Raw genomic sequence first — 9355 nt, 5'->3', positions numbered from 1 at the left:
CACTCACGATCTCACCCTGGTTCAATATACCTTCTAGCAAGTGATTTTAAGGTGATCCTATATGCTGTACTAATGTCTTTATAGTTTGTTAAGTCAGGGCGGGTTGATGCGAGCGTACGAATTAAGCTCATTCTTGTCATATACCTAAGAGTTTCACGTAACTCATCAGGAGCTGACACAATACTCGTTCTTATCATCTGCAATGCTACTGTTCTAGCAGCCACAGCGCTTTTACGACAACTTTTTAAAACTCTAAGAGATTCAACCATACCGTCTCTTGTTTTTGGTGTAACTGTACGTAGTTTACTAAAAGCAGCATGTGCTGCATTTTCAGCATCTAAAGTATCATCTTTTCCTCGTCTGCGACGATCTGAATTGTCTGGCGCAGTGACCTCTAAAACATCAATCCCGCTGCTTTGCATATAGCGTAATAAACCTAAACCATATGTGCCAGAGCATTCAATTCCCACCCGTGAAACTCTTACAAATGACGACATCCACATAAGCATTTTCTTATATCCATATCTAGTTGTTGGAAAGCTTTCGGTAGATATTACTTGGTTAAACTCATTTACTACGGCAGCGACATGGATGTCCTTGTGGGTATCAACACCTCCCACAACACACTCTTTGATCTGATTCATTTCTTATCTCCAAGGTTATAGCCAATATGGATGAGAGTTCCAAATCAAATACTTGGACATGACAGTAATGAGATAATCAACAGGCCCTTCTTGAGTCACAAATATTGACGAGGTTACCCTCACCAAGCAATGAAACTAGGCAATCGACAGATCCGAGGAATGACACAAATTAATTGGTCTATCGCTATGAGGGTCAGAGAACCTAGTACATTGTTGGTACCATGTCTCAAGTATGAACCATTAGTGGATGATTTATACAGTAAAACAAGGCTAAAACATTATTACTGTCACTATGAAACATAACTCTTTTTAGGTTGACGCGGCTTTTATAAGCCATCCTAATGCCTTTTCGTCAGCTCACTGTCAGGCCTTATTGATGTTGCCCAACCTACAACTCTACGGGCATAAAGGTCAATAACGACTGCTAGGTAAACCCAACGAGAGCCGCACCAAACATAGGTTACGTCGCCACAACAAACTTGATTTGGTGCCGATACGTTAAACTCACGCTCCAAAGTGACGTCTCTCGTGATACGATTTATCGCCAGCTAAAGCTGCTTAAACAACGAGGTGCTGATGCATTAAAACGGCAAGAAACGCCAAATATACGGCATAAAAACTGCATTGATATGGCAATCGAAGAAGCGGTTGTTCAGTTCTTAATCGAACATCCTCATTTGGGCCAACAAGAAGTCGCCATGAAGCTGACAGAAGCGCTTGCCATTGATATCAGTCCCAATGGGGTACGGAGTGTATGGTTGAGAAACAATATGAATACCACTACGTTGAAAGTTGAAAAATCACAAGCTCTGTAAAAGTCAGCATAAACAATAGCCAGTTTAGCAACTGGCTGATATGCTATTCACGACAAAGTTGATCGGTAATTAGACCGACAGTTTCCCTCGTTAATCACACTTATTCACATTAATTGCACCAGTTCATTTTGAAAAATTAACACCCACTCATATTGGCCAATCTAAAAAATTTATTTTTAAGGCTAAGATAGTAGTTGGGTGTTGTTTTCTACCAATCGCATCAAACACCTAATGCCTATTGTTAACATTAAAATCGAAAATACGCTGCATTTTTTTGCCCAACTCAACATGCGTGTGAAGCCCGTTGAATTTTTTGACCGTATGCTCGGGACCAAATACAAAGACCCCAACTGGCGTGTGTGTGTGTGTGCCAGTTGACCATACTATATTTTGTTTAGTAGACATTGCCCGGCCTATCAAATTCAATGGCCGCTCTTCTAAATAAACATAAAATGGCGTAAAGTCATTTATTTTACTCGCCACCTTTTTTCCAAGAGATTTATGCCCTCTTTTGAAAAACTCATTTTTTTGCTCTGCAAGAATAGATTTGGCATCTTGTTCATTTATATGAATAGTACTGTGTAGGTTAACTATACTCACCAAACTCAAAGGTGAAGGTCTATTTTTATTACCTTTGGCCAAATGCCACATTTCAGCAAAACTTTTCTTCTGCTCATATAATGTATCTAATATACTTAAATCACCAAAATTATAATTAGGCTGATATATATCTTGAGCTGGATTACTAAGTACTTCTGATTCTGGTAGATTTTCTCCACTATAACTAAACCCAAATCCCCCTGTTTCATGATCTGCAGTAACAATCACCAAAGTGTCTTCTCTGCCCTTTGCCCAGTTGAATACGGCTTCTATAGCATTGTCAAATTTAATCATTTCATGAAGTAGAGTACCTGCATCATTATTGTGACCCGCCCAATCTATTTGCCCGCCCTCAATCATTAAGAAAAAGCCATTTTCATTTTGTGATAATATATCTATCGCTTTTTGAGTCATATCACGAAGACTAGGCTCTTCGGACACTCTTCTATATGAAGTATCAATTCCATTTGCCATCGCACTATTTGCAAATAAACCTAATAATTTTTTAGCATCTGTCTTGAACATTTGTGTTTTGGTAAATGCGAGGTCATACCCATTTTTATTAGCGTCAAATAGCAAGTTTTTCTGATCACGACGTTTGGATTTAGGAACTATTTCACTCTCTTTTAACTGTTTTTCTAACGGCGTAAACGCTTCGTTCAACCGATAATTTTTTGGAATAAAATGCCTCAGCCCACCAGAAAGCATGACATCCACTACACCAGTTCGAACCATTTGTTCAGCAATCTCATTTTCCATTGAACGATGGATTAGATGAGTTGCAAAGGCTGCTGGCGTAGCATGCGTTAAACGTGTATCAGACACTAAGCCAGTTGCCTTACCTAAACTTTTTGCTTTTTCTAAGATTGTTGGTGCTTTATAACCCGCTCTGGTTAAGCCTATCATTTCATTTCCAGCAGGTAACCCTGTGGCTAATTGTGTTGCAGAGCAAGCTGAATCAACAACCAATTTGTCAGCCGGGCCATGCAGTGATAGACCTGTTACGCCTGCATTTGCAAGCTTGGCTATCGCACTGTTATCACCTTTATAAATTGAATTTGGCGCCCGCGTTGCATATTCCTCTAATAAGCCAACTTGCTGTGGACCCATACCATCGCCAATCATTAAGATGATATTTTTAATTTTAGGTTGTTTGACGATTTCAGGTGAATATATAGTCGAACATGAGGTTAAACTGGTTATCACGAAAAATGTGCCAAAAGACAATGATATTACATCTTTTAATTGCATTATTAACTTAAACCCTTACTTTGAGTTAAATTGCAGGTTTGACAGAGGCATACTCTTAAGGTGTGTTACATTGCCATTAATGTCTTTTAACCCAAATTCGATTAGGGCATCGTCTTGATACCAATCAATCTCGATAAATCCATAGTTCACCTCGGAGGTATACTCACCGACTCTGTGCATATTTGGACTCACATCTTTCCACTTTTGCGTTAGCCCGGAGCTGGTTATCTCCCAAAGTGGATAATTCTGTTTTACTTGATATTTAGAAAGCTCGCCCCAGTGAGTATCACCACTTATCATGATCACTCCTCCTATTTGATGTGTTTCTATGAAATCAAACAGACGCTGCCGATCAGCAGGAAAATTAGCCCAGCTTTCCCACCCTGTAAAATCAGGGATAAGCTGTAAACTCGATGCAATCACTTTGACACTGGCTGGTTTTAACAATTCTTTTTCAAGCCATTGCCATTGTGCTTCGCCCAACATAGAGGTGTTATTATCTACAGGACGGTAAGGACCAACATTATTAAAAAAACTATTAAGCCAATAATTCAATTCGCCTATAGAGTTAAGCTCGGGGCGATTCCAACGCAAGTCAGGTAAAATAAGTTGTACACTTTGTTCTTCTTTACCATACATATAAGAGGTATAAATACCTGAGTCTCTTTTTCTACGGGGACTATCTTTTGGTTCTTGCCAAAAATTAAGCATAATCTCGCGTGACGCTTCTTTAAATGGATACTCTTGACCCGCATCGTTTTCACCATAATCATGGTCATCCCACATGGCGACCAAGGGTGTCGTTGCTCGAAGTTGCACAAACCCCGGTTTGATACCTAACTTATGGTACTTAGATTTAAGGACGGTCATATTTTCGGTATCCCCATAAACATTGTCACCTAAGAATACAAATAAGTCCGCGTGTTCTTTATTGATGGCATCAAAAATAGGAATGTCTTTATCTTGATGACTACATGAGCCAAATAAAATTTTACTAACCTGTGAAATTGGTTTTGCCTGTATTGAAAAAACAGTGATTAAACTGATGATGACTAACATAGCTTGTTTTAAATTCATTATGCTGTGTCCTAGTTAAATTTTCTCATTATAAAATCGCACTATAAAAAAAGAGCCATTAGCAAATATAAATGCTAGCGGCCCTGTGTTAGCTCATTTTTTAACTAAGTAGCATGGCTTTGCTATTTAGCTTGAAAATTAAAAACGGGTTTGGAAGTTCAACGCAGCCGTTCGAGGTGCGCCAATCCAGCCACCCCAATCACCTGCTACACTGCCGATATAACTTTTATCAAACAAGTTATTCACCGTAAAACGAATTGATGCCCCTTTAAGTGCACTATCAAAACTTTCTAAATCAACTCCCACGTATAAATCACTGACGGCATAAGCATCAATACGCTGAGTATTCGCTGAATCTAACCAACGCTCACCTAACCATTTCGTTGAAAGACCTGCAGAATACACTTGCGATTGCCAATCAATTGAAAAAACAGCCATATCTTCTACAGACCCAAACACTGTGTTACCAGATTCGATGCCCACGGTTCCATCTGTATACTCTGAATTATTACTTGTATAAGACATATACACAGAGAAATCTTGACTTGGGTAATAAGTCAATGACGCTTCAACACCTGACGATTCAATACCACCGGTGTTAATATAGCTGCCATTTGTACCCACAAGGTAATCGTTACCCGTTTCTGAACCCGGTGAAATAAATGTCAAACGGTTTTGAAAGTCAATACTGTAAAGCGTAATACTGGCGTTAAAGTCTTGATTATCAAAACGTACACCAAAATCCATGTTTTCAGCTGTTTCTGGCTCAACATTGTCTAGAGCTGATGCATCAGCCTCTAGTACTTGATCTTTTATTGCGGCAAAGTTTTCTGAATAACCTGCAAATACTTCTAAGCCATCAACTGGCGTATACCAAACTGCACCTGCAGATAGTAATAAATCAGAATCTGAGTTTACTGCTTTTGCAGTCCCGCTATATTTGTCTTTGCTGTCTAAATCAACAAGGTATTTTTTGAGTCCGGCGCGTACTGTGACAGTTTCCATCTCAAGTGAATCTTCGAGATAAAGCATGGTTGTTTCTACAGGGTAAGTTCGATCATACTGGATCCAATAGGGTGTGTGATCGAAATCATAGCTACTTTTTGAGTCAATGATCTTATGCCAATCACGATATTCTGAACGCTCATAATCTTCGTACCAAATACCTGCACGAACGACGTTAGTGTTATTACCGAACTGCTTTTCCCAAGTAAGGTCAGCGTTCAACCCTAATCGATCTTTTGCATAGTGAGAGGTACGGTAAGAACCTACAGCGCGAGCCCCAGATTCATAACAATTAGGATCATACTCAGGCCCAGCCCCTCCATATGGGAATCCGATTGAACTTTTACACCCGTCTATCGGACTTAATGATTTGCCGTCAGTATCTACAAAATAAATACGACCCAATGAATCTCCACCATGAACTATATTACCCGATACAAGTTCACTATGACCGTTATTGCCATCATTTGTTACGTCAACAATATAAGGGGGTAACCAATCTCCACGACCTTCATTTTTATGGAAGTAAGCATTTGCCTTAACTTCCACTTCCCCAATCATAGTGTCCACTTCAATATAACCAAATAAATTTTCGCGTAAAGTTGACCAACCTTGACGATAAACCTGATCAATGTAAGGCACACCTGTCCAGTCCGCCGTTAAACCATCTGATTCCGGGTTTTGTTTAAAGCTGTCTAGTGATACACGCTGATAGTTATCTTCATGGGCTTCGTCGTAAGAAAGATACGCTGTAATTTCGACATTACTGTCCATCCCTTTTACAAATTTAGCTGCAAAATGGTCGCGTTGGTTTTCAGCAGTACCAGTGATCCAATCGCTATTATTTGAATTTGAGTAACTTACCCAACCAAAGGTGTCGTCAAATACTTCGCCAGTTTCAATACGCATATAGTATTTTTGCGCATCGAAGTTACCCAATGACAAACTCGCAATCACAGCTTGCTCTGTACCAGGATCAATAGTTGTGAAGTTTAATGTACCACCTAATGCTTCATTTGAGCGTGACGCCACGTCAGCCGTACCCTGAGATACCTCGACGGCCATTAGATTTTCAGTATCAATATAACGGTTTGCTTTAGCACCGCCACCATAGTTTGAATTACCGTTAGCAATACCATCAATGGTAATACCAACTTGTTGTTCATCTAAGCTGAGTTGAAAACCACGAATTGATACTGTGGTTGACCAGTCATCAGAGCCAAAAGTGTCACCTTCATTAATTAATACGCCCGGTAAATTATCAATCATAGCCATAGCGCTAGTCATTGCTGATTGCTGTTTAAACATTTCTTCAGACGATGCATTATTGGCATAAGATACACTTTTACCAACTACAGTAATTTCTTCTATTTCTTGATCTTTTGATGTCTTTTTTTCTTCTGCATATACAGGTAGAGAAAAAATAGCAGCGATAGTCGCTCCCAAAATAGACGGCTTAATAGAGTTCACAGAGTTTAAGGTTTTCATGATGTCGATTACTTTCCAAATTTTAAATTAAAATTAATCTGGTACATACCAAAGTTTTGAACTTTTTAAATGATATAGGTACATTATTACAAATAATTGACAGAATTATGTATTGTTTAATTAAACCGTATGTACACCATATTTTAGCGTCTTTATTTCTTGAAGGGTTTAGTGTGATGTGGTAACAATAACGCACGATAAAACAACCAAATATTCAAATAAAATGAGCAAAAATATCTATGCATACGCCTTGGTAAGAGAGGCCATTGCTAAAAATATTATTGAGAAAAAGTTAACAGGTAACTTACCTTCAGAAAGAGAGTTATGTGCAACTTATGAAGTTGCTCGATCCACACTTCGGCAAGCATTAGGACAATTAGAAAATATGGGGTTGATTTTCCGTAAAAATCGAAGTGGTTGGTATGTCTGCCCTAGAAAGCTAAAATATGATCCAATGCGCCACGCTTCATTTTTACAATATACAACTGAGCAAGGGTTTCAACCAAGTACAGTTTTACTTTCAAAAAAGCAAATAAAGCCATGCAAAGAAATTTCTGAATCTTTACACGTAGATAAAAATACAAGCCTCACAAGTATCAAAAGAGTACGTTCTGTTGACGGACGAGCCGTGGTTGTTGAAGACTTAAGTTTTAGTAACGCACACTTACCTGAAATAGAAAAACACGATCTATCTTTATCTATCAGTATATTACTTAAAAACACCTACAAGCATCATAAAGTGTTGTATGACATTTCAGTTGAATCATGCTGCTTATTTAACCCGATAGCACAGCATTTAAATACTTATGATGGTGCATTAGGATTAAAGGTAACTCGTATTGTCAGAGATCAAAATGGCGTAGCTTTTGAATTTGATAGGGAGTATTGGCGACACGACGCACTGATGATTGAAAATAATGCTAAGTTAGACGTATTTATCCAACACTTAAAACCTTAATTTAAGTGAAATATAAATATCACAAACTGAATATATACTCTATTTGTAAGCTGACAAATCAGCTTATCCATTTTTCGCAACTTAAAAATCTGGTATGAACCAAAAACCCACTAAATAGTTTGATTGAATATGTTCAGTATTGTTAATAAACACATACATTTAACCCTTAATAAAAATACGTCTTTATTTTGCATTTATGCAATTATCGCTGCTTGTAGTACCTATGCGTTTATGTACGGTTTTAGAAAACCCATAGCGGTCGGACTTTATGCGGACACGACTTTATTAGGTGTTTCTCTAAAAACGCTTTATCTAACTTCTCAGATTTTTGGTTATGCACTTTCTAAATTTATTGGGATAAAAGTCATTTCTGAATTACAACCACATGGCCGTGCTAATACTATTTTATTGTTAGTAACTATTGCCTGGTTAGCCCTACTTGGTTTTGGTTACATATCTGCACCTTGGAATACTATTTTTATGTTTATTAATGGCTTACCCTTAGGAATGGTTTGGGGCATAGTTTTTAGCTATTTAGAAGGTCGCAAAGTCACTGAAATATTAGCCGCAGGCTTATGTGCCAGCTTCATAATTGCATCTGGGTTAGTAAAAAGTGTTGGTAGCTTTTTGATGTTAAATTATGGTGTCACTGAACAATGGATGCCATTTTTCAGCGCTAGTTTATTCTTTCCGATGTTAATCGTATCCGTATGGATGCTTGAGCAGCTACCTCCTCCAACAGACGACGATATTGCCGCTCGTTGTAAACGAACTCCAATGAATAAAACCAATCGAAAAGAGTTTCTGAATCACTTTGGCTTGAGTCTTGTCCTTCTTATTATTGGTTATACGCTGCTTACAATTGTGCGTGATCTAAGGGACAATTTTTCTGCAAATATCTGGTCTTCTGTTGGTTTTAGTGACGCCCCTGAAATTTTCACTTTAACAGAGATACCCATTGCAATTGTTGTTTTGTTAGTTGTTGCTTTCTTAAAACTGATCACAAGCAACCATTTGGCAATCATTCTTAACTATTTACTTATTTTCTCAGGGTTTTTAACTTCTCTTATATGCTCACTGGTATATCAAAATAATCAATTAGACCCAATTAGTTGGATGGTCATTAATGGCGTCGGTTTATATCTAGCTTATATTCCTTTTTCAACTACTCTGTTTGAGCGTTTGATCGCAACATTTAATAGACCTGCTAACGTCGGGTTTATCACATATATTTCAGATTCATTTGGGTATCTTGGCACTGTAGCCGTTATGCTGTATCACGGGTTTATCACACACCAAGTTAATTGGAATGTTGTTTTATGTGATATCAGCATATTAACCGGAGGAGCTGGTGCTATAATAACTTTACTGTCATTAGGATATTTTTTACACCGGTCAAAACTTGATAAAAATGCTAATTACATCGTTAAAAATCAAATTAAACTAAGTTAATCTACCTATAATATTGTCATAAATATAACCAACCTAGATTAGAAGTCAGGGCGAGAGCGTGAATA

General features: G+C 38.0%; 6 protein-coding genes and 2 pseudogenes. 3 read left to right on the top strand and 5 right to left on the bottom strand.

All coding sequences use genetic code 11. From position 1 onward, the window contains the following. Positions 1-20: 20 nt before the first annotated feature. Together CWC18_RS18580 and CWC18_RS18575 are read right to left on the bottom strand one after the other, a co-directional pair. Positions 21-644 (bottom strand): annotated as a pseudogene (locus tag CWC18_RS18580) (IS110 family transposase); the annotation flags it as partial. Between the two features lie 277 nt (positions 645-921). Next, positions 922-1159 (bottom strand): annotated as a pseudogene (locus tag CWC18_RS18575) (DDE-type integrase/transposase/recombinase); the annotation flags it as partial. Between CWC18_RS18575 and CWC18_RS18570 the strand changes: the two are divergent. Next, positions 1124-1459, top strand: coding sequence for a hypothetical protein (locus CWC18_RS18570; protein WP_249348312.1), 336 nt, complete (start codon positions 1124-1126; stop codon positions 1457-1459). The pseudogene CWC18_RS18575 and the gene CWC18_RS18570 sit on opposite strands and share 36 nt — an antisense overlap. A 228-nt stretch (positions 1460-1687) precedes the next feature. On the opposite strand, the gene CWC18_RS18565 is transcribed toward CWC18_RS18570, so the two are convergent. The 3 genes from CWC18_RS18565 to CWC18_RS18555 form a co-directional block, all read right to left on the bottom strand. Further along, complete coding sequence (locus CWC18_RS18565) at positions 1688-3310, bottom strand: alkaline phosphatase (protein WP_138675861.1); 1623 nt, start codon at positions 3308-3310, stop codon at positions 1688-1690. A gap of 15 nt (positions 3311-3325) precedes the next feature. Continuing rightward, on the bottom strand, positions 3326-4387 hold the full coding sequence (locus tag CWC18_RS18560; protein ID WP_138593276.1) for an alkaline phosphatase D family protein: 1062 nt from the start codon (positions 4385-4387) through the stop codon (positions 3326-3328). Between the two features lie 138 nt (positions 4388-4525). Next, positions 4526-6880: a TonB-dependent receptor domain-containing protein gene (locus CWC18_RS18555; RefSeq protein ID WP_138593275.1), complete on the bottom strand. Its 2355-nt coding sequence runs from the start codon at positions 6878-6880 to the stop codon at positions 4526-4528. Positions 6881-7058: 178 nt separating this feature from the next. On the opposite strand from CWC18_RS18555, the gene CWC18_RS18550 reads away from it, so the two are divergent. Beyond that, positions 7059-7838: a UTRA domain-containing protein gene (locus CWC18_RS18550; RefSeq protein ID WP_138675860.1), complete on the top strand. Its 780-nt coding sequence runs from the start codon at positions 7059-7061 to the stop codon at positions 7836-7838. A 129-nt stretch (positions 7839-7967) separates the two neighbouring features. Next, entirely contained in the window at positions 7968-9290 is a 1323-nt protein-coding gene (locus tag CWC18_RS18545) for a DUF5690 family protein (RefSeq protein WP_138675859.1), read from the top strand. Positions 9291-9355: the final 65 nt, after the last annotated feature.

The organism is Pseudoalteromonas aurantia (assembly GCF_005886875.1).
Classification (GTDB): Bacteria; Pseudomonadota; Gammaproteobacteria; order Enterobacterales; family Alteromonadaceae; genus Pseudoalteromonas; species Pseudoalteromonas aurantia_A.
This window is presented reverse-complemented; position numbering and strand designations above follow the sequence as displayed.